The organism is Candidatus Nitronauta litoralis, from assembly GCA_015698285.1.
In the GTDB taxonomy this organism is placed as follows: domain Bacteria; phylum Nitrospinota; class Nitrospinia; order Nitrospinales; family Nitrospinaceae; genus Nitronauta; species Nitronauta litoralis.
Map to the genome: position 1 here is coordinate 2,378,496 of CP048685.1, position 19,260 is coordinate 2,397,755.

At 46.9% G+C, this 19,260-nt stretch carries 16 protein-coding genes and 2 tRNA genes; 15 read left to right on the forward strand and 3 right to left on the reverse strand.

Going from position 1 to position 19,260, the window contains the following annotated elements; all coding sequences use genetic code 11:
* Positions 1-24: 24 nt before the first annotated feature.
* Together G3M70_10830 and G3M70_10835 are read left to right on the forward strand one after the other, a co-directional pair.
* Positions 25-1,434 carry a cytochrome c gene (locus tag G3M70_10830; GenBank protein QPJ62336.1) on the forward strand — a complete coding sequence of 470 codons (1,410 nt, stop codon included), beginning with the start codon at positions 25-27 and terminating at the stop codon, positions 1,432-1,434.
* Between the two features lie 63 nt (positions 1,435-1,497).
* Positions 1,498-2,409 carry a c-type cytochrome gene (locus G3M70_10835; GenBank protein ID QPJ62337.1) on the forward strand — a complete coding sequence of 304 codons (912 nt, stop codon included), beginning with the start codon at positions 1,498-1,500 and terminating at the stop codon, positions 2,407-2,409.
* A gap of 540 nt (positions 2,410-2,949) precedes the next feature.
* On the opposite strand, the gene G3M70_10840 is transcribed toward G3M70_10835, so the two are convergent.
* Entirely contained in the window at positions 2,950-3,432 is a 483-nt protein-coding gene (locus tag G3M70_10840; protein QPJ62338.1) for an IS110 family transposase, read from the reverse strand.
* A gap of 318 nt (positions 3,433-3,750) precedes the next feature.
* On the opposite strand from G3M70_10840, the gene G3M70_10845 reads away from it, so the two are divergent.
* From G3M70_10845 to G3M70_10855, 3 genes are all read left to right on the forward strand, one after another.
* Positions 3,751-4,944 carry an RHS repeat-associated core domain-containing protein gene (locus tag G3M70_10845; protein QPJ62339.1) on the forward strand — a complete coding sequence of 398 codons (1,194 nt, stop codon included), beginning with the start codon at positions 3,751-3,753 and terminating at the stop codon, positions 4,942-4,944.
* 247 nt (positions 4,945-5,191) lie between these two features.
* The gene (locus tag G3M70_10850) at positions 5,192-5,926 is read left to right on the forward strand and encodes a hypothetical protein (protein ID QPJ62340.1); all 735 of its coding nucleotides are present in this window, start codon (positions 5,192-5,194) and stop codon (positions 5,924-5,926) included.
* Between the two features lie 76 nt (positions 5,927-6,002).
* Entirely contained in the window at positions 6,003-6,776 is a 774-nt protein-coding gene (locus G3M70_10855) for an RHS repeat protein (protein ID QPJ62341.1), read from the forward strand.
* Here the strand turns inward: G3M70_10855 and G3M70_10860 are convergent.
* On the reverse strand, positions 6,773-7,384 hold the full coding sequence (locus G3M70_10860) for a hypothetical protein (protein ID QPJ62342.1): 612 nt from the start codon (positions 7,382-7,384) through the stop codon (positions 6,773-6,775). The genes G3M70_10855 and G3M70_10860 overlap by 4 nt on opposite strands.
* Positions 7,385-7,751: 367 nt before the next feature.
* Here G3M70_10860 and G3M70_10865 point away from each other — a divergent pair.
* The 6 genes from G3M70_10865 to G3M70_10890 all read left to right on the forward strand — a co-directional run bounded on the left by G3M70_10865 (position 7,752) and on the right by G3M70_10890 (position 11,768).
* A tRNA-Val gene (locus G3M70_10865) sits at positions 7,752-7,824 on the forward strand.
* A 75-nt stretch (positions 7,825-7,899) separates the two neighbouring features.
* Positions 7,900-7,973: transfer RNA gene (locus tag G3M70_10870), tRNA-Asp, on the forward strand.
* 98 nt (positions 7,974-8,071) lie between these two features.
* Positions 8,072-8,554, forward strand: a complete 483-nt coding sequence (locus tag G3M70_10875; GenBank protein QPJ62343.1) for a peptidylprolyl isomerase — start codon at positions 8,072-8,074, stop codon at positions 8,552-8,554.
* A gap of 652 nt (positions 8,555-9,206) precedes the next feature.
* Complete coding sequence (locus G3M70_10880; protein QPJ62344.1) at positions 9,207-9,935, forward strand: TetR/AcrR family transcriptional regulator; 729 nt, start codon at positions 9,207-9,209, stop codon at positions 9,933-9,935.
* Between the two features lie 134 nt (positions 9,936-10,069).
* Positions 10,070-10,999: a TIGR01777 family protein gene (locus G3M70_10885; GenBank protein ID QPJ63789.1), complete on the forward strand. Its 930-nt coding sequence runs from the start codon at positions 10,070-10,072 to the stop codon at positions 10,997-10,999.
* A gap of 151 nt (positions 11,000-11,150) precedes the next feature.
* The gene (locus G3M70_10890) at positions 11,151-11,768 is read left to right on the forward strand and encodes a class I SAM-dependent methyltransferase (GenBank protein ID QPJ62345.1); all 618 of its coding nucleotides are present in this window, start codon (positions 11,151-11,153) and stop codon (positions 11,766-11,768) included.
* 6 nt (positions 11,769-11,774) lie between these two features.
* On the opposite strand, the gene G3M70_10895 is transcribed toward G3M70_10890, so the two are convergent.
* Positions 11,775-12,578, reverse strand: a complete 804-nt coding sequence (locus G3M70_10895) for a hypothetical protein (GenBank protein ID QPJ62346.1) — start codon at positions 12,576-12,578, stop codon at positions 11,775-11,777.
* A 252-nt stretch (positions 12,579-12,830) separates the two neighbouring features.
* Here G3M70_10895 and G3M70_10900 point away from each other — a divergent pair, with 252 nt between their 5' ends.
* The 4 genes from G3M70_10900 to G3M70_10915 all read left to right on the forward strand — a co-directional run bounded on the left by G3M70_10900 (position 12,831) and on the right by G3M70_10915 (position 19,238).
* Positions 12,831-13,517: a response regulator transcription factor gene (locus tag G3M70_10900; GenBank protein ID QPJ62347.1), complete on the forward strand. Its 687-nt coding sequence runs from the start codon at positions 12,831-12,833 to the stop codon at positions 13,515-13,517.
* Between the two features lies 1 nt (position 13,518).
* Positions 13,519-15,297 carry a PAS domain-containing protein gene (locus G3M70_10905; GenBank protein ID QPJ62348.1) on the forward strand — a complete coding sequence of 593 codons (1,779 nt, stop codon included), beginning with the start codon at positions 13,519-13,521 and terminating at the stop codon, positions 15,295-15,297.
* Positions 15,298-15,884: 587 nt separating this feature from the next.
* Positions 15,885-16,874, forward strand: a complete 990-nt coding sequence (locus tag G3M70_10910; GenBank protein QPJ62349.1) for a PstS family phosphate ABC transporter substrate-binding protein — start codon at positions 15,885-15,887, stop codon at positions 16,872-16,874.
* Between the two features lie 96 nt (positions 16,875-16,970).
* Complete coding sequence (locus tag G3M70_10915; protein ID QPJ62350.1) at positions 16,971-19,238, forward strand: ABC transporter permease subunit; 2,268 nt, start codon at positions 16,971-16,973, stop codon at positions 19,236-19,238.
* Positions 19,239-19,260 lie beyond the last annotated feature (22 nt).

Consider the following 19,260-nt stretch of genomic DNA (forward strand, 5'->3'; position numbering starts at 1 on the left):
TAATCCTTTTTCCTGTAAATGAAAATGAAAAAATTCCTTTTCTTTTCCCTGTTGTCCGCCGCTTTGGTATTTATCCTGTTAACATCCACAATCCCGGCGATAGCAGACGATTTGGGGAAACGGCTAGTTCAGAAAAAATGCGCCGCCTGCCACAAATTTGAGGGAAAGGCTGAATCCCGGTTCAAACTCAAAGCCCCGGATTTGATGTGGGGTGGGAGCAAGTTACAACGCAAATGGTTGATTCGTTACCTTACAGGAAAGGAAGGTCGGGTATATAAGCAGGGGTACCGGTGGGATAATTCCCGCAAACCTGCTAAACACATGGTGGTAAAGCAGAAGGAAGCCGAAGCCATTGCAGATTACTTTAAAAAGGCTTTGAAAGATCCGCGGGTGAAAGCCAATGTCCTGGACTTATCCCGGTTTTCAGAAATGGAAGCCGCGCTCGGTGAAAAAATCTTCAAGGAGCATTCCTGTATCGCCTGCCATCAGATAGAAGAGGATGGCAAGGCCTTGGGAGGATCGCAGAGTACCTCTTTTCTGGACGCGGGCAAACGTCTCAATGTAGATTGGGTTTATCGTTTTAATATGAAACCTCCGGATTTTGTCCCGCACAGCGGTGAATTCGAAGCAGATGTCAGTGAGTTGGGGCTCCGTTATGTGACCGGGTTTATCATGACTCTGGGTGTAAAGGATTTTAAGTTTTACGAGCCGTGGAATGATAAGTACTTTAAGAAAGCCAGCACAAAACGCGGGGCGCAGTTTTATAAGGAATATTGTGCTCAATGCCATGGCTTTTCCGGCAAAGGCGATGGTCCGGCAGCTTTGGACCTTAAACCCAAACCTGCTATCCATGCCCAAATGGCTATAGATAAAGAGCCCATCGACTACCTGTTCAATGTCATATATTACGGCGGGAAAAATGTAGGCAAGTCAGCCTTGATGCCTTATTGGGGGATTACACTGGGCCATCAGGGGGTTGCAGATGTCATTGCTTATATGAGGGAGACGTTTAAGGGGCAAAAAGCGACTGCATTGGCTAAATCACCTAATGATGACCCAAGTGTATTAGGAGCTTGTCCCCAGGTTCGCAAAACCCACCAGGCACCCAGCGATATTCTTGGATTGAAAAACCCGCTTGAGCCCACGGAAAAAAACCTGAAGAAAGGAAAAATACTTTACCTCAGAAAAGCCAGGCCGCTGGCCTGCAAACATTGCCATGGGTTGGAAGGGGACGGGAAAGGATATAAGGCTGTCAATATGATCCCGCCTCCCAGGAACTTTACCTGCGCAAAAACCATGAAGGAAATCACCGACGGACAAATGTTCTGGATTATCAAAAATGGATCCAAAAATACGGAAATGCAGGCCTATGATAAATTAAAAGACACTCAGGTCTGGCAATTGGTGCTCTATCTCAGAAAATTTTCGAAGTAAGGGTTTCTCCAGGTATTTGACTTTTATTTTTTTGGGCCGGAGAAAAACGGAAGATTCGAATTTATGAAACAAGATAATGAAATCCACGGAATCCAAAAAAGCTTCGCCCAAACTATTTGGGAAAAATTGAGGTCTATGCGCTTCATTTTATTGATTCTGTTTTGGATGATCGGATGGACAACCTTTTCGCTTGAATTGCCTGTCGCTGTAGCGGACCACTCTTCTCCTCCGAAAGTTCCATTTCGCGTTCACGACTTTGACATACCCGAAAACCCGCTGGGGGAGTCCATTCAGTTTGGTGAAAACCTCGTGATGGAAACGCCCACGTTTGCCAAACCTTATGTAGGCAATGGATTGAAATGCCGAAACTGCCACTTGGAAGGGGGTATAGTGCCCAATGCCATGCCTTATATCGGCCTTTCGGGTTTATTTCCAACATACAGACCACGTGCCGCACAAGTGATCACACTTCAGGAGCGAATCAACGGGTGTTTCATGCGATCCCTGAATGGCAAACCGCTCCCTCTGGATAGTCCAGAAATGACAGGAATCGTTGCCTACATAACCTGGTTGTCACAGGAAATACCAGTTGGAGCTGAAGTGGAAGGTCGGGGAACAAAAAAACTGGCCTCTCCTAAGCACAAACCTGACCCAGAGCGAGGTCGCAAACTATTTTCCGAAAAATGTTCTTATTGTCATGGGGCAGAGGGCGAGGGCAGTAAAAACCCGGATGGGTCCTATTTGTTCCCACCCCTTTGGGGAGATGATTCGTTTAATATTGCCGCCGGCATGGCCAGGCTCAATACCGCGACCGCATTCATCAAACACAACATGCCTTTTGGTCAGGGAGGAAGCCTCACCGATCAGGAAGCTTATGATATCGCTTCATTTTTTACCACCCAACCGCGCCCCGACTTCCCCGAAAAGTCTCAAGACTGGCCAAAGGGCGGTAAGCCCGCAGATGCTCGCTATTGATGACCTCGTAAAGGGAGCCATCCTGATCAATATTCCTGGCAGTGACCGAATTACCAGCTACTCGCTGGCAGACAAACTTTAGTATGCAGTTATCCCTCTAGTAGTAAAGCAAAGGGGGCACCCACCCATTAGCAGGCTCCGTGTCAAAGGACGAGCGTGTCCCTTAGCTTTCAGCAGACCATTCTACTGCAAGATATTTTCTTTTAAACAGGGCAGAGTTGTTTGTTACGCTTTCTGGTTTTCGTTTTCTTTGATGTCGTTCCTTGACGGATACGCATCAGTCACCCATCTGGTTCAAGGCTCAAGGCAAAGAGCCTTCTACAACTCTTTGCCCCCTGGCTTGTTCGCCCCAGAAAACCTTTGGTTCCCTGCCATGCTCAGATCTTGAGCGTTACACTCTTTCGACAATTCTGTGGCTTGCCATTAAATGGCATCCAGACCCTTGTTGATTCATGACACGGGCGTAACCATGTTACTGGCAACAGCCAGCTCAAGAGACTCATCGTCAAACTTTTCACTCAATATCTCCGGAGTCAAACGCTAGAACTCTTTTAACTGGATCCCGTCCCCCGTGTTCCGTGTGAACAGGTTCTGGATAGACAATACATTCGCTGTCTTCTGCCGCACCAGTTGACTCCGTTTCCTGAGAAGGTCTCGAACCGAACGTTGTTCTTTTGGACAAATGTAACCCTCCTGCAACAATCCTAACCGAAATACGTGAGCCAGAAAACGGGCGTCCGATTTATCATCCGTGTGTTTCAATCCCTCGTGCTGCTTGATCGCAGAAGGATTGGCCAGATGCATCTTGAATCCTGCATCCATCAAACAATCGACCAGCCAATACCAGTTGTAGGTCGACTCAACCACAATACCCTTTAACTGGTTTCGAAACGGAAGAAGAACCGGGAGGATCTCCTGTAAATCATTGCAATGCTTCATTTTGTAAACCACCTCATCGTCTTCATTAATGATAACGATCACACTGTTGTTTGAATGAAGGTCAATTCCGCAATATAATTCCATAAAGGCCTCCTCTTTGATCGGGTAGTTTGCATTCTTAAGACAAATACAAATTACTCGTTCTCTGAGGAGCCTGCTAGATGATTATCAAGTCTTTAATTGACTATATTTGTGAAAGCTCACATTATATTTAGAGCGGGGTCCATGCAAGTCTCGTCCTATTAGGTCGGAAATTGCTGAAGACTGGTAAAGGATTTAAATCTTTCATATGGTATTTAATGGAAGCTTACCACTATCAAGTGATAGGGATTGAGACAAATTCAAATTTTAATAAGTAGTCAAATAAAGATTTGACCCCTTTATAATTCCAACCGACGTAGTGTGGACGGAGGTCTGACCAAAAATGCAACTTACGACTTGCAAGATCGTCTGGAAACATTCAAAGATTCAAGTGGAACCGATTGGACCTTCAAATACACCGCTAATGGTGAATTGCTGGAGAAGTTTGAAACTAATACACCTGCCAATAATGTTATTTATTCATACGATGCTTTAGGAAACTTAACTCATGTGGATTTTCCTGGAACTGCCAATGATATCGAATACATCATTGATGGATTAAATCGAAGAGTGGGAAAGAAAGTAGATGGATCATTGATTAAGCAGTGGCTATACAAAGACCAGTTAAATATTATTGCTGAACTTGATGGGGCTGGCGCAATAACAAAGCGTTTCGTATACGCAAGCAAAGTCAATGTACCTGATTACTATATCGACTATACTGGCCCCGCTCCTGTTACGTATCGTATCATTTCAGACCATTTGGGAAGTCCGCGAACTATAATAAACTCCACCAGTGGAGTATCGGCACTAGATTTAGAGTACGATGCGTGGGGTAAGGAACTGTTCACTCCAGTGAATCGAGATTTGGTACCTTTTGGATACGCAGGAGGAATTTATGACCCAGACACTAAACTTGTAAGGTTCGGGGCAAGAGATTATGACCCAGAGGTTGGTCGATGGACCAGTAAAGACCCGATTCGTTTTGATGGTGATGGGGAAAACTTGTACGGGTATGTCTTGAACGATCCCATTAACTTTACCGACCCTTTTGGATTAGTTGTATTGGAGGATGAAGTTTCTATCAATTGTGAATTGCGAGAATCTGAGAGGTTTATTCCAACCGAATGTATTTGTAAGGCTTCTGGAATTACCCCGAATACTTCAAAATCGAAATCCCCAAGAATAACGGCTAGCGCAAGTGCTACTATTGCAAATGCATCTGGGTCGATAGATCAAAATCTTGATCGCAGTGGGTCCATGGCGGCAGCACCTGACCTAGCCATAAATGCAAATATTGCTATTGACCCGCCCCTTAAATTTGAATATAAAGGAACATTTGAGTGCGGAACTCCTCTAATAGGTTTTGGCACCTTCCCTGTTGATAAGGGGTTGGGTTTTCAAGGATTTTATTTGTCCTTAGGGGCATCAGCCCGAACAAAGTTTATTAATAGATTTGACAAAAAGAAAAGGGATATTATCCCCTTTTGCAATAGAACGACTCCATTAGATTAAGGTAGACTAGGGAATGGAGTGTATAACCAATACAGATGTGTTTGTTGTTCTTCTTTTTGCATGTTACGGCTTTTTTTTGCTGTGCTTTACGAAGCAAATATCTGCCCATTTCGTTGATCAATTAGGAAAAAAAAATTCAAAAATATATTTCAAATTCTTGGGTATTTTTTGTTTAGTAGCAGCAATACTTGGGTTTTGCAAAATTGTATTATGGGATTGTAGGATTATTTAAAGGAAAGGATCAAATTTGAAAAGAGAGCTGTTTTCCAGGAGTTTGAATCTACAAAGAAATGGTCCTTTTTGGGCATCCTTTTTTATTTTGTATTTTGTGGCCTGGAGTAACCCATGCCAAGCGGTAGATGGTGATATTTTCAGGCTGAGTTATCCTGATTTTGCCGTTACCAAACCACATGACTGGCGTTTCCATAGTCCTGAAGAAAGTCTATTGGATGTCGGGACGGTCTATAAGAATAAAACCTTGAATGAGATTCATCTAAAACGACTTGAAGATAAAGTTGAAAAAATAAAGAATAACAGCACAATATGGATTCCAAAGATTGGAAAATTTCAAGAATCCTATAGTGGTGTGAATTCTACGTTTAATGTAAATTTTAATGAAAAGGGTGCATTGAAAAGCCCCGTAAAAATATTGCAGAGTTATTTATTGTTGCACCGCGAGGAATTGATCGATTTTGAATTTCATGGAAATAATTTAATTGAATTTGAGATTTTTGGCCAACCTGCCATATTCGGTAAATTTTCAAATATTTATCAATTAAATTCGGGAGAACGCTTTAAGGAAACTCATACGTACTGGATTATTAATTATGATGAACAGCACTATTTTACATTTTTAACAACGTGTCCGGCTGAAAGTTGTTCTCAATACACCGAGCAGTTCTCAGATATTCTTGCCTCGATTTCTATTAGAGGGGTGAAAATTAATCAGGAAAAATTGGAAAAACTAAAGAAACTCTGGTGAAGAAAAGTTAGAGGTTCTAACCCGACCGGGTCGTCCGGATCACAATTTCCAATTTGAATCCAGAGATCTTGAGGATTTGTACAGCCCTCCGGATCTTGATGAAAATGACCCTAATCAGTATGTGACATCTTTCCAATACAACGCCGACAAGGAACCAACCTTGATCACCCGTCCGGATGGAAAAACAATAGGGTTTGATTATGACTCTGGAGGCCGTTTAGAGTTTCTCACCATTCCGTTTGGAGCAGGCTCCGGAGATTACGAATATAGGTATTATCCAACATCTGGAAACCTTGAGAAGATAATCGCCCCTGATGGCGGAACCTTGACCTTTACATACGACGGGAAGCTACCCCTCACCACAACCTGGGCAGGGGATGTAGCCGGAAGCATTTCACAGGTCCTGGACGACAACTTACGTGTAACCTCCAGAAGTGTTAACGGAGGCAACACGATCGCATTCGGCTACGATGATGACGATGTGATTGATATGGCCGGTTCTGAGACGTTGAATTACTATCCCTCTAGCGGTTTACTGAAAGACACCACCTTGGACAATGTCATAGACGATCGCACCTACAACGGTTTCGGGGAACTGGATACATACACCGCATCAACCGATATTTCAAATGTAGTGACAGAGGTTTTTAAAGAAGAATTTATCTTGCGAGATAAACTCGGTCGAATAAAACAAAAAAAGGAAACGGTTAACGGTGCCTCGCATACCTATGACTACACGTACGACCTGGCCGGTCATTTGAATAAAGGGGTCAAGTCTTTACTTGACTACAAGTTGAAAAAACACACTCCTCCAGAAAACTATTCTCCACTATTCCTTTTCTATCATTAAAAGTAAGTCATCGGCACTTTAAATTTCAAAGCTACTCTCATAAGGGATTGGTTCACGTGAAAATCATGTTCGGCTGATAACCGTTCAAATGTCTTCCAATGCATTCCCTTCGGCTTTAACCCATTTCCATTCAGAAAACCCGGTTCCCATCCCAGCCGATCCCGTATCTTATCCGCCCTCCTTGAGGTTCGATCCATTTCATTTTCCAATTGGCTTTGATAAGGGAGCTGGTGGCATTGCCTGCAGGCAAATAATCCCATACTGTACAATTTAGCTACCCGTCTTCCACACCCCTTGGTCGGGCAGAGAAACCAAGGGCGCTTTCCTCCATAGTTGCACTTGGTCCAATCCAGATAAACCGGATAATGTTTTTCCTGCCAGTCCTCACCTGATCGCCTATGTTTATAATTCAAAATCACATGATCGTTTTCGACGTTCACCTGAATGTTTGATGTCACTTCTCCATTACGCAACCAATTCCAACCAAAATAACCTGGCGGTTTGAGCAACCCTTCCCGTTGCCAACGTCTGACATCAATTGCTATGCAATCGGATGTGGTGGTTTTGCTTAAAGAGAATCCGTACCTGCTACTTCCATAACCTCCCATTGAAACACCTTCAGATTTTTACCGAAATCATTAGGGAAATCGATCCAAATAAGTGGAAAGGGCATTTATGGCTAATAATGTATTATTTTTTCAAGTTTTTCATTTTTCGGCACAATAGGATTGAAAAATTTTATGCTGGAACTTATTTTCTTTTAAACAGGGCGGAGTTGATGTTACGCATCCTGTTTTCTTTTAGGTTGATGTAGTTCTTTTAAGGACACGCATCAGTGATTTTATCGTACTCGCGTCTGTATCCTCCTGTTGTATTAAGATACCCGGGATGTTTATATTGTTCGAATCGCCTTGACAGGTTCATGGGAGCGATTTATACTCCTTTGCTTTTCGTGGTATATTGCTTGTCTATGTCGGGTTGATAGCTCAGCTGGGAGAGCACCGGCCTTACAAGCCGGGGGTCACAGGTTCGAGCCCTGTTCAGCCCACTTGTTGTTTCATTTTTGATAGACTGATATCACCATTTGCCGGGTGTTTTCTCCAAACGGAAATACCCGCAAACCGGGGTCGTAGTTCAGTTGGTTAGAACGCTGGCCTGTCACGCCAGAGGTCGCGAGTTCGAGTCTCGTCGGCCCCGCTTTTTTTCTTCAATTCACCGCCTGACAAGCGGTTTTTCCCCTCCAATTGCGCCGCAACCCGGGATTATCGGATGCCCGCCTTTGGCCTGAGGTCCCCATGATTGCAGACGGTAAGGTGGTCACCCTTCATTACACCCTCAAAGATGAGGGGGGCGAAGTGATCGACCAAAGCTCAAAAGAACACCCATTTGCCTATATCCACGGTGCAGGACAAATTGTACCCGGTCTTGAAAAAGAGCTGGTTGGTGCAGGGACGGGTGATAAAAAAGAGGTCAAAGTGACCCCCGATGAGGGCTACGGTGAGGTCAATCCTGAACTTGAATTCAAGGTCGAGCGCTCAAATTTTCCGGCAGATAAGGAATTGGAAGAGGGGATGCAGTTCTCAGCCGAGATGAAAGATGGTCGCCAGGTTCCTTTTATTATCACCAAGCTGGATGGGGACGATGTGCATATTAACGGCAACCATCCGCTGGCTGGCAAGACTCTCCATTTCTCAGTTGAAGTGGGTAATATTCGCGACGCGACTGATGAGGAGAAAAGCCACGGCCATGTCCACGGTGAGGGCGGTGTTCAGCACTAGCCTTTTGGGCTTACAGAGGAATCTTATTTAAAGGTTCAGGTTCATCACGAAGAAATATTCAGGCTACCAAGGCTATCTGGCAATCTACTTGCCGGGTGGCCTTTTTTATTTTGTCTTCAATATAGTGATCCCTTAAATTATCAATTCCACACCCTCCCTTTAAAAGAGAGATCTTTGCATAACCCAAAATTCCGGGTTTTCTTGATTTGGAAGCGGTTTTTATAAAAAACCTTCATAGCGAGCGACCAGAGGGAGAACGGCCACGGTATTTTTCCAACGCACTAGTGCCCAGGAGGGGTAGATCCAGAGGTTTTTTCCAGTTTCCTCCGGGCGTTGCCCGGCTGGATTGCTTCGTCATACTGCTACTCGCAATGACGAACATTTTATTTGAAAATTTTCCACTTATGCAAGGGTCTCCCAGTAAAAATATTTTTTGCCAGTTTCCTTGAAAAGAACCTCTATTTCGAACGACACTGCACAGGCTTCATTCTAGAAGTCGATTCCGGATATTGAAAATATATTTAAAAACAATAAGTTATGCAATATTTTGAACAAATTCAATTCATGGCATTGACAAACCTTGGGGTGGAATCTATATTTTGAATATGTTCAAAATATAGATTCGTGAAAAAACTACATAGAAAGAATCCTGATGATCGTCCCAATTGCAATGAAAACACCGAAAGCGCAAAAAAGCAGAGAGCAGATCCTTCAGGCGGCTTTCACTCTGTTTCGGCAAAAGGGCTATGAGGAAACCTCTATGCGGGAAATAGCCAGGGAAGCTGGAATGGCAGTCGGGGCGGCTTATTACTATTTCCGGACCAAGGACGAAATGATCCTGGAAATTTACAGCCGCACCCAGCGGGAAGCGGAAATCAAGAACCGGGAAATGTGCTCCGAAACTCGCAGCTTCCGCAGGCGGTTTTCGGGCCTTTTGTTCTACCGGCTCGGGTTGATTGAAGAGCACCGCAAATTATTTGTAGTCCTGACCCAAAAAGGAATCAATCCCTCCAATTCCCTTTCTCCCTTTTCAGCGGAGACCGCGAGTTTGCGAAAAGCGGCGGTCCGATTGATGGAGGACACCATTGAAGGCAGCGATTTGAAAATATCTTCAACCCTGCGTCCGATCCTTCCGCAGCTACTCTGGTTTTTTCAGATGGCAGTGATTCTTTTCTGGGCTCTGGACACCTCCAGGGAGCAGACCCGGACTCGAAGGCTGGTGGAAGTGGCTTTAAATTTGATGGTCCCTCTTTTTGGTATGTCACTTCTACCATTGGCGGGAATTTTTAACCGATCGGTGGTGGAGATTCACGGACTACTCAACACCCTGATTCAGGAAGAAAATGTGGCCCCTTCTCCCAAAAAAGCACAGGGGGAATGATTCAGCCAGATGTGGATATGGCAATAGGGGTTTTGGAAAAATAAAAACGGCTCTTAACTTATAAGTTGCGTTGAAAGGCTTCGAATAAAACTGCAAAGCGCAGTTGGAGGCAAATCATGAAAGATAAAGAACGTATCATCATTGCAGGAGGGAGCGGGTTTCTCGGTTCAGCCCTCGCTGGAAAACTGGTTGAAGAAAACTATGACGTCGTGGTTCTCACCCGGTCACCTCAAAACAGCGATCCGGATATACGGCAAGTGTTATGGGATGGCAGGACTCTGGGTGACTGGCAATTTTATCTGGAAGGCGCCTACGGTCTGATCAATTTCACCGGGCGTTCCATCAACTGTGTGCCCGATAAAAATAATCGGGAAGAACTTTTAAACTCCCGCGTGGATTCAGTCAATGTCCTTGCAGAAGCAGTCCGGTTATGCGTAAGCCCGCCCATCGTCTGGGTACAATCCAGCGCCATTGGTGCCTATGGTGATTGCGGTGACACCCCGATTGATGAATCGGCTCCCCTTGCTGACAATTATCTGGGGCAGCTTTCAAGAACCTGGGAATCGGCTTTTGAACAAGCCGAATTACCGCGGACGCGCAAAGTGACTTTGCGGATCGGATTCGTATTGGGACCGGATGGTGGCGGCCTCAAAACACTTGCCGGTTTAACGCGCTGGTTTCTTGGGGGTGCGGCGGGGTCGGGGGAGCAATACATCAGTTGGATTCATATTGAAGATTTAAACGAAATGATGTTGTGGGCTCTCAGGCGCAAAATGGTATCAGGTGTCTTAAATGCAACCGGTCCCACACCCGCGACCAACGCGGAGTTTATGCAAAAACTCAGGACAACACTGGGGCGGCCCTGGTGTCCACCGGCACCAGCATTTGTTGTGCGTTTATTCGCGAGGTGGATATTGAAGTCGAATGCCGATCTGGCGCTGGATGGCAGACGTTGCCGCCCGACAAAATTTCGAAAGCTGGGGTTCCGTTTTCGTTTCACCAGTCTGGATTATGCGTTGCAAAAAATATTAAAACCGGACGATGTTCACCTTGGGCCAGCATGATTGTGTAAACTTCCTGTCTGGAAACAAGGTTTTATTATTCCAAACCTGTTTATTCTTTTTGAGTGCTGGCGAAGAATCTCGCCTTTGAATTAAATATTTCCCTATATAATAAAGGTCCGTTTGTTTTAATAGATTATAAAAAGTTTATCTAATGGGATTTTACTCCGACGTTATTCTGCCTTTCGGCATCGACTTTTGCATGCGAGGCGAGGAGTTTTCCGAGTATCGCAAAAAGTATCTGGCCGATGTCAAAGGCGACACCCTGGAGGTGGGGTTCGGCTCCGGTCTCAACCTGCCGCACTATCCGGACACGATCACCAGACTGTGGGCACTCGATCCTGCAAAGATGGGTCGAAAACTGGCAAAGAAAAGACTGGAAGCCATAAGTTTCCCCATCGAATTTATAGATCTCGAAGATGAACGCATTCCGCTGGAGGATGCGTCTGTTGATACGGTTGTCACCACCTGGACCCTTTGCACCATTCCACCCGTAGCCGATGCCCTGCAGGAATTCAAACGTGTGCTGAAACCCGGAGGCCGTTATGTTTTTCTGGAACATGGATTGTCACCGGACGACAATATTGCACGTTGGCAGAACCGGTTGAACCCGATTCAAAAAGCTTTTGCCGGCGGGTGTCACCTCAACCGCAGGATCGACGACCTCATTGCAGCTTCGGGACTCAAGATAGAAAAACTGGAAAACTTCTACTTTCCCTGTCCCAAAATTGCCGGGTATATGTATGCGGGATATGCAGTGAAGGAAGGTTAAAACCAATCAAGTAAACAAATTTAACAACTGGCCGGATTCAGGGGCGGGACCGCCGCTCAAGAGTGTTCTGCGCGGGTTATCAGGAGTAGGGCCAGAGTTTTCGGAACTGATTGGGCCAGTTGGCGCAACGCCACTGGTTTCCTGACCGGTTGCTTCTGCACCGTTGGTATTTCTACCTGAGGTTTCGGAAACGGTTCCCTCTTCATCTGTCTTTTCTGTTTTTTCCTGATTTTCTTCCCGTCGTTCTTCCTGGATCTGCTGGCGAGCCCTCGTTTCCAGCTGCGTTGCCTTGGCCGCTACCTGCCGGTCCTGTGCCGAAGGCTCGGCCGGAGCTAATGCCGCCCGCTTGATGGTTTGGGCTTTCCTTATGGTAGCTTCCGGATTGTCCGGTACCGGAGCCGTGTCGATTTTCACCTCGCCTCCAGTGGCATAGCGCTTGCCATCGGGGCCAGTCGTGTATTCATAAGTGGGCCCACCCACAGCATAGGGCCCGGCGGCGGCTTTATGGGCCTGTTCGTGAGCGCGGACTTCCCGGTCGGTGGTCTGCAATTGCTGGATTATCCGGGCCTCTTCCTCAGTAACAGGCTGACCATCAGCCCCTCTTGGCCTGGTCGCTGCTGCACTCCCTTCCTCAGAGCTTTCTTCTTCTTTTTCAAGGGCTTCCTGGGATTCTGCGCTGAGGGTCACCTGGTCTTCCCCGGCAGCCCTGGCAAACGCTTCCTTCTTTTCGGTCTCTTCACACTCTACACAGGGTTTGTTGATGGTAATCCGCGCAATAGGGACCGGATTGATTTGTAACTCAGTTCGCATAGCCTGAAAGTCTAATTTGAATAAAATGGAGCCCTATCAGACCTTTTCGGCAGTAACTGTAGAAACTTTAGTGGGCAGCCTCAAATTATGAATAGAAAACTTTATTTCCCCTACATTGTTATAATGTCGCGAGGCGTTGATTTGACCCTAAACCGGATCCTCACAGAAACCTCATCCTATTCAAACGAGTTACGCGGAAAAATAGAATGATGAAACGGAATTTTCTAATAATTCAAACGCGAAGAGGATGATATGCCCGGTGAAAAAGTACTGGTCGTAGAAGACGAAGAAGACATTCAGGAACTGATCCGCTACAATCTGGCCCGCGAAGCGTATAGCGTCACTTGTGTGACCTGTGGCGAGGAAGGGTTGAAGTCTGCGCAGAGCACATCTCCAGACCTGATCGTTCTGGATTTAATGCTTCCGGGGGTGGATGGGCTTGAAGTTTGTAAAACCCTTAAATCTGATAAGAACACAGCGTCAATCCCGGTGGTGATGGTGACGGCCAAAGGGGAGGAGAGCGATGTGGTAACGGGACTCGAACTGGGTGCTGATGACTATGTTACCAAGCCGTTCAGTCCCAAGGTTTTGTTGTCTCGCATCAAAGCGGTTCTGCGTCGTAAAACGGAAGGCCCCATCGATACAAATGGGGTTATCAATATCAAAAACCTGACGATCCATCCCGGTCGTCATGAAGTCCTGGTGGAGAATGAAACGGTAGATCTTACGTTCACCGAGTTTAAGATTTTACAAACCCTGGCCTCACGCCCCGGCTGGGTGTTCACCCGTTCCCAGATCGTGGATGCCGTCCGCGGTGAAAACTATGCTGTGACGGACCGGTCTGTGGATTTTCAAGTGGTCGGCCTGCGTCGCAAACTCGGGCCTTGTGCGGAATTTATTCAGACCGTTCGGGGTGTCGGTTACAGGTTTCAGGAGTGATATGATTTCAAAATCCCTGGTGCGCCGACAATTCATACCGGTTGCTCTGGTTTTGCTCCTGGCATTGGGAATTGTCGGTTGGTTTTCACTGGGGTCCCTTCGCGAATTTATTTTTAAGCAAGCCCAGGATGACCTTCAGGTCCGCGCCGAATTGCTCAGACCTCAGATGGCATCTTTATTGAAAACTTCTTCCCCCAAAGAACTGCAAAAGGCTTGTCTGGGTTTTGGAAGCAGTGCCCGTGCGCGTGTAACTCTGGTCGGGTACGACGGTTCCGTTTTGTGCGATTCGGAAGAAGACCCTTCGAGACTTGCCCACCACGGCAGTTGGTCTGAAATCCTTCAGGCCGTAAAGGGTAAGCCGGGTTATGAAGTTCGTGTGGACCCTTATAATAATGAGCGCACACTTTTTGTGGCAGTTCCCATTATGGAAGGGGGAAAGGTAGCGGCGGTTATTCGCACTTCCTTGCCGCTCAGCTTTTTAGGAAAGACGGTCGATAATCTGGCTTGGCCGCTTTCCTTTGCCGTGTTGTTGTTTGCGCTGTTTGCCGGGTTCATGTTGTTCTATTTTTCAAAAGGGGTGGTCCGCCACGTGGGTCAGGTGAAATCCGGTGCCGAACGGTTTGCTGAAGGGGATTTCAGTTTTCGCCTGCCCCTTACAGAAATTCGTGAATTTGACGGGTTGTCACAGGCGTTAAACAATATGGCGGCCCAATTGGATGACCGGATCCGGACCATCACTGAACAGCGCAATGAACAGGAGGCGATCCTCACCAGTATGGTGGAAGGCGTATTTGCTATCGACCCGGATGAAATCGTTATCCACCTCAACCAGGCAGCCGGCCGGTTGTTCGGAATCAATCCACAACAGGCACAGGGCAAGCCCTTACAGGCGGTGGTTCGTAATACCCAGTTGCTGGATTTTGTAAAAAAAGCGCTTAGCAGCGGAGACCTGTTGGAGCGGGATATCGAGCTGATCTGGGAAGGGCAGGTTCGTTTTCTCCAGACCCGGGGGACGATCCTCAGAAATACCAGAAATGAAAGTATCGGCGCAGTGTTTGTTTTGTACGACATCACACGGCTTCGAAAACTGGAGACGATGCGCCGTGATTTTGTAGCCAACGTATCCCATGAGCTGAAAACTCCCATTACATCTATAAAAGGATTTGTCGAAACCCTGCTGGATGGTGCACTGGAATCTCCAGAAGACACAAGGAGGTTCCTGGGTATCGTGTCCAAACAGGCGGAGCGGTTGAACGCCATTATTGAAGACCTGCTCAGCCTGTCTCGGATTGAACAGGATTCCGAAACTCGCGAAATCGTGAAGCAGGACTGCCAACTCCGTGAAGTTCTGGAAAACGCGATTGGAGACTGTTCCCCCAAAGCCAATGCGAAGGATATATTTTTAAACCTGGAATGTGATACCAAACTTCGCGCGAAGGTCAATCCTCCTTTACTGGAAGAAGCCGTTGTCAATCTGGTAGACAATGCCATTAAATATAGCGATTCTCAAAAACGGGTGGAGATCGCGGCCATTCGAGACAACGGTGAAGTCGTGATCCAGGTGAAAGATCAGGGGCGTGGTATCGACACCCAGCATCTGCCTCGATTATTCGAGCGATTTTACCGGGTCGACAAGGCGAGGAGTCGGCAAATGGGGGGCACCGGTCTGGGGCTGGCCATCGTCAAACACATCACCCAGGCTCACGGTGGATCGGTCGATGTCGAAAGTAACCCCGGGTCCGGAAGTATTTTCTCGATCCACCTCCCTGATAAAAATTAAAGATTAATTGTCTGCGAATAACAGCTCAAGCACCCTCCCTCATTGCAAATATAACTCTCATCAAGCCCTCATATTGGAAAGCTAATCTCGATTCTGGAAGATGAATCTGGTTCGGGCGAGCCAGGAAGTATTAGGTCCGAAAACCAGCGGCAAATGAAGGGCGTTTTGCTAACCCAATATAAACAAAGAGTTATGATTGGGTTGGCTGGAGTCTGGGGTGGGTTGAAGTGAGGAAGATCTGATTGTTAGCTGTCCTCATAAAACTCTAACAAAAGGAGGGCAGACTAACAGTGAGGATTCCAGTAACCCTCTCATCTTTTGCTGAGAAATTTCGGCTTCTGGTGATAGCAAGCACCTAAGTGCGACCAGAAAATTTGATGGAAAACCTTCCATTCAGCTCCCAGAGTTTACGGAGACCTTCCGCAACCCGATTGATCTTCCTGGGGCGGTTGTTGAAACATTAGAAAAGCCGCCCTGTTAAAAGCGTTCCTGGTAAAAAAATCATTGGACCGTAAACCAGAATAAAAGAATACATAACACCGTTTCGTTTTTTGAGGCGGAAGGCAAAAATGAAAAAGGAGCAAAAAATGAAAAGCAAGATGTTAATCGGTACCCTTTCCATTGTGATGACCTGTGCAATGGTGGCCTCTGTTATGGCGGCCCCGGCAGGTGTTGATCCAACTGTTCCCGATTACAAGAAGACCAGCGGTGTCAGCGGTAACTTGAACAGCATTGGTTCCGATACATTGAATAACCTGATGACGTTCTGGGCGGAAAAATTTCGTGAAACCTATCCTAATATCAATGTTCAGATTGAAGGTAAGGGTTCCTCCACAGCGCCTCCTGCCCTGATCGAAGCGACCTCCCAACTCGGGCCCATGTCTCGCCAGATGAAATCCAAGGAACTGGATGCGTTTGAAGCCAAGTTCGGTTACAAGCCAACGCCCATCCGGGTGGCGATTGATGCTCTCGCAGTCTTTGTTCATAAAGACAATCCGATCAAGGGAATGAGTCTTGCCCAGGTTGATGCGGCTTTCTCCAAAACCCAGAAGCGCGGTAAGCCCAATGCCAAAACCTGGGGCGATCTTGGTCTCTCAGGGGACTGGGCCAAGCGCCCGATCAGCCTGTTCGGTCGTAACTCCGCTTCCGGAACCTATGGGTACTTTAAAAAAGTGGCCATGAAAAAAGGCGACTACAAAAATGAAGTCAAGGAACAGCCAGGGTCTGCATCTGTTGTTCTGGGGGTCAGCGTTGACCGTTATGGAATGGGTTACAGTGGAATTGGCTACCGCACCGCTGGTGTCCGGGCGCTTCCATTGTCTGAGTCGGGTAACGACTTTGTGGGTCCAACGGTAGAAAACGCAATTGCTGGTGACTACCCTCTGGCACGTTTCCTTTATGTCTACGTCAACAAGGCACCAGGTAAACCTCTTGATCCGCTGACGCTTGAGTTTCTCAAGTTTGTTCTCTCTAAAGGTGGGCAGGAAATCGTGGTCAAAGGGGGATACTTCCCAATGCCAGGTGTTGTGGTAAAAGAAGAGCTTTCCAAATTGCAGGACGGAGCCCTGACCAACTAATGTCAGTATTTCGTTCTTCAGCACTAATTGAAAAAACGGTGGCCTGCCTCGATTCGGGGCGGGCCCTCTGTGTTGTCTCCTGTCCGGTGAACTACGATGAGTGATCTGGTGACCCAGCAAGGAGAGGTCCCTGAAAAAGTGTCCTCCATGGCAACCGAAAAAGGCCTTCAATCCCGGTTAGCGAAAGATCGCATGGCCACTCGTGTGGTGGTAATAAGCGGATTTGCGGTGATCTTTTTTATTCTCGCCATTTTCTTTGTCATCGCTGCAGAAGTTTTTCCATTGTTTCAATCTCCGGAAATTACCCTTGAAGAGGTGATCGAGACGAAAAGTGAGGGAACTGTTTTTGCTCTGGGAACTGAGGAGCATAAAACAGTGGCCTATACCATCACCAGCCAGGGTATCTATTTTCAGTCTTTAAAAGGTGGACAAAGCTGGCCACCGGTTAAGTTGCCGGATCTTGAAGGTGCAACGATCACCTCAGCCTCCTCTCCCCAGAAACATACGGTCATCCTCGGTCTTTCAGACGGGAGGGCTTTGGGAGTAAAAATAAATTTTGATATCACCTTCAATGAGAATAATGAACGGAGCGTAAATCCGGCTGCTGAGATTCTGGACTTTATCCCAATGAACGATACCGGCAAGCCTGTTGAATTGATCCAGCACTATGTAGGTGAGTCCGGTTATCTGGTCACCAGCGTCACCGGTGAGAATGAGGTGATTGCGGTTAAGGTGAAGCGCAAAAAAAATATGATGGGTGTTGTCCGTACTAAAACCAAATCCTACAATTTTGTTCTGCCCAACAAAGGGGAGATCACGGCCCTTGCCGTCGATCAGGAGCTGGGGGCTGTGTATGCCGGAACAGGGACAGGGCAGGTCATCAGGTTGGCTCTTCCTGTTGATGAGGGGGAATCCACAGCTGAAATAATCGGGGCGACACCAGATAAAGCGACCAAAATCACTCTGTTAAAATTCCTGAATGGAGGGATGACCCTTGTTGTGGGTGATGATGAGGGTCGTGTCATGTCGACTCAAATCGTGAAGGGAGAAGCCGGGCGTAATCATCTGAGCTACGTGCACCTGTTTGATCAGCATCAAGGCCCAGTTTTGAAAATGGGGTATTCACAACGGGACAAGGGGTTTGTCACTGCCGGTGCAGATGGCGTGGTGATGTATCACTACGGAACATCCGGACAAACCGAGTACAGTATCAATACTGGATGGACCCGGAAAATCGCAGGTCTGGTGTTGGCTCCCAAGGGTAACGGGGTAATGGTTCTTGATGAAAAGGGAAGTCTTGGAAACTGGAAAGTTCAGAATCCGCATCCTGGAATAACCTTAAAATCCCTGTTTGGCAAGGTTCGTTATGAAGGTTATGAGAAAGAAGAATACTCCTGGCAGTCCACTGGCGGTACCGATGAGTTTGAGCCCAAGTTCAGCCTGACCCCCTTGATATTTGGAACGCTCAAAGGGACGTTGTACGCGATGCTGTTTGCGGCACCGTTGGCATTATTTGCTGCATTTTATTCTTCACAGTTCATGCATTCATCCCTCATGCACCTTGTGAAGCCAACAGTTGAGTTCATGGCGGCCCTGCCAAGCGTTGTATTGGGTTTTTTCGCGGCCTTATGGCTTGCGCCGCGGGTTGAAGAATTATTACCATCTCTATTGATGATGCCTGTGGTGATAGGTCTCCTTGTCTTCGTTGTCCAATACATTGCTGAGCACACGAACCTCCGTTATTACTTTAAGGAAAAGCCCGCCGCCGAGTTTTACTTTCTCCTTGTTCTGGTTCTTCTGGGTACCGGCCTCGCATTTGGGTCTGGCATCTGGTTCGAATCCATTTTCCTGAAAGGGGACTTTCGGGTCTGGTTGCTCGACGTTGCAGGTCTTGGTTACGACCAGAGAAATTCGCTGGTCGTGGGCATGGCCATGGGGTTTGCTGTAATTCCGATTATTTTCACTATTGCCGAGGATTCTCTGTCCAGTGTGCCGAAGCTGTTATCTGCGGGATCACTTGCGCTGGGGGCTACCCGCTGGCAAACAGCCGTCCGTGTTGTTCTGCCCACGGCGAGTCCTGGAATATTTTCTGCCTTGATGATCGGGTTTGGGCGCGCCGTTGGCGAAACCATGATTGTTCTAATGGCAACCGGAAATACACCTGTGATGGACTGGAGTGCTTTTTCAGGTTTTCGGGCGTTGTCCGCCAATATAGCGGTGGAACTTCCAGAGGCTCCTGAGGGCGGCACCTTATTCCGCATTTTATTTTTAGCGGCTCTGCTACTGTTTATGTTTACTTTTGTGGTCAATACCATTGCCGAATGGGTAAGGTTAAAACTTAGGGAAAGGTACCGGGTGCTATAAGCATTGCGGAGGTTTGAGACTG

Excerpts from the sequence above, each read along its gene's own strand:
- G3M70_10830 (QPJ62336.1), top strand. The coding sequence starts at position 25 with ATGAAAAAATTCCTTTTCTTTTCCCTGTTGTCCGCCGCTTTGGTATTT.
- G3M70_10835 (QPJ62337.1), top strand. The coding sequence starts at position 1,498 with ATGAAACAAGATAATGAAATCCACGGAATCCAAAAAAGCTTCGCCCAA.
- G3M70_10840 (QPJ62338.1), bottom strand. The coding sequence starts at position 3,432 with ATGGAATTATATTGCGGAATTGACCTTCATTCAAACAACAGTGTGATC.
- G3M70_10860 (QPJ62342.1), bottom strand. The coding sequence starts at position 7,384 with ATGGGAGGTTATGGAAGTAGCAGGTACGGATTCTCTTTAAGCAAAACC.
- G3M70_10875 (QPJ62343.1), top strand. The coding sequence starts at position 8,072 with ATGATTGCAGACGGTAAGGTGGTCACCCTTCATTACACCCTCAAAGAT.
- G3M70_10880 (QPJ62344.1), top strand. The coding sequence starts at position 9,207 with ATGATCGTCCCAATTGCAATGAAAACACCGAAAGCGCAAAAAAGCAGA.
- G3M70_10890 (QPJ62345.1), top strand. The coding sequence starts at position 11,151 with ATGGGATTTTACTCCGACGTTATTCTGCCTTTCGGCATCGACTTTTGC.
- G3M70_10895 (QPJ62346.1), bottom strand. The coding sequence starts at position 12,578 with ATGCGAACTGAGTTACAAATCAATCCGGTCCCTATTGCGCGGATTACC.
- G3M70_10900 (QPJ62347.1), top strand. The coding sequence starts at position 12,831 with ATGCCCGGTGAAAAAGTACTGGTCGTAGAAGACGAAGAAGACATTCAG.
- G3M70_10905 (QPJ62348.1), top strand. The coding sequence starts at position 13,519 with ATGATTTCAAAATCCCTGGTGCGCCGACAATTCATACCGGTTGCTCTG.
- G3M70_10910 (QPJ62349.1), top strand. The coding sequence starts at position 15,885 with ATGAAAAGCAAGATGTTAATCGGTACCCTTTCCATTGTGATGACCTGT.
- G3M70_10915 (QPJ62350.1), top strand. The coding sequence starts at position 16,971 with ATGAGTGATCTGGTGACCCAGCAAGGAGAGGTCCCTGAAAAAGTGTCC.